The sequence below is a fragment of the Alistipes sp. 56_sp_Nov_56_25 genome, from assembly GCF_001915285.1.
Lineage (GTDB): Bacteria > Bacteroidota > Bacteroidia > Bacteroidales > Rikenellaceae > Alistipes > Alistipes shahii.
In genome coordinates this window covers 1-1559 of the sequence record NZ_MNQF01000058.1, presented here as the reverse complement: position 1 = coordinate 1559, position 1559 = coordinate 1, and the positions used below count along the sequence as shown (strand labels likewise).

The 1559-nt window shown below is 46.4% G+C and carries 1 protein-coding gene; it reads left to right on the top strand.

Annotated elements, in window-relative coordinates; genetic code table 11:
• Positions 1-1272 precede the first annotated feature (1272 nt).
• Positions 1273-1559: hypothetical protein (locus tag BHV64_RS09220; RefSeq protein WP_288115786.1), on the top strand; the 287-nt coding region annotated here is incomplete at its 3' end.

Genomic DNA, 1559 nt, shown 5'->3' with positions numbered 1-1559 from the left:
TTATCTTTCCCGGGGCAACCGGCAGGATAGGTAATTTCCATTTATCTTTGCCGTGACAAACATCGGAAGCAGCAGCTTCGATGTCATATTGAAACCCGTCATTTCTGGGTATAATCGGATCGAAGCATCCGGCAATATCCTGCATTCGGTCGGATTCATCTTCGTTTCCGGTATATATCTCCGGAAAATTTGCCGGTTCCATACGAACTGTTAATTTTGTAATAGATTCAGTTTATCGGAATGCGTAAATCGGTATTCATACTGCTAACGGTTTTCACGGCCTGCCTGCTCTGCAAGGAGTCGGAGAATATGCCGGGCACCTCTCGGAAATTCATGGATGAAACATTCCTAAACCGTGGGGAGGAGAATTTACTTGCCAGGCAATGGCAATGTGAATATATCTATTCCGATTTAAGTTTCACCAGTGTCTTGCCGGAGGCCAAAAAGACACGCTCGACCGTATCCATGTTCCGGCACGGAGCCCATAGGCGCTTGCGTGCCACGGTTTTATCAATGTGTTGCGTCACATACGGGATTTCGGGCGTCGCAGGACTCGCAGCAAGGGTACACGGAAAAGGTTTCGTGGCCGGCCTACATGCCGTAGACTATTACGTCTATCGCCTGCACCGGCTCATTATTTAGCCATATGGCAAGAAGACTCGCAAAGGCCGGGTAAAAACATGGAATGTCCGGAAAACGGGAAAGTTGTATGTCCTGTTTTCGGGGGAATAAAATGCCCGGCTGTCTCACGCTCGAAATTCGTTTTTTATACGTGTCGCCCCGATGCATATACGATAAATATCGCTCCGGACGGCTCTGTTCTTTCGGAGAATCCTAAAGATGGAGATTTACGATGTACCGATATGCTGACGCGTTCCGTTGTTCACGACGGAATTTTTTATGTTTTGAAGAGAGCTGTCGTGATCTCACACAACGGCCTGTACGGGTAGATGAAAAGTGTCTTTGGAGGGAGTTTTCGGTATTCCCATATGACGGTATAAACACTCCGGACACCGTTTCCCAACAGTATCCGGAGCTGACAAAATTGTGCTTGCGGTATTTTGCACAGGATAAAAATACGGATTCTTTTCGAAAGCAGCAAGCCGTGCCCCGGTTTTTCAGCTTCCGGCGGTTCATCCTCGAGAATTTGCGTTTCTTATATCGCCGCCCGTTTTAGCAATTTTTCCCGCGGGCCGATATTCGGTTTGTATATTTTAATAGACCGAAAATAATTATTTTGGAGTCCTGAAAAACATAATCTCCGTAAGCTGTATGGTAGAATTGGATAAAAGCCAAAAGAAAATTGCCCGAACACTCATAAGCCGGGCCTTGGAGCGTGAATGCTGTACCTTTCTGGCGAAACTCAAACGACTCCTGCAGGATGAAAAAGCGCAGTCCTGCCATGAGAAATATTTGGAAATATATAAGAGCATACAGACATTCGACAAAGATATAAGTCGTCAGTATGACGGTCTGAACGGCTCCCGCTATGCTTTGACGGTATTCAGCCTTTTCTATAACGGAATCCTTACGGAGAAGGATCTCTCGGAATTCGACGA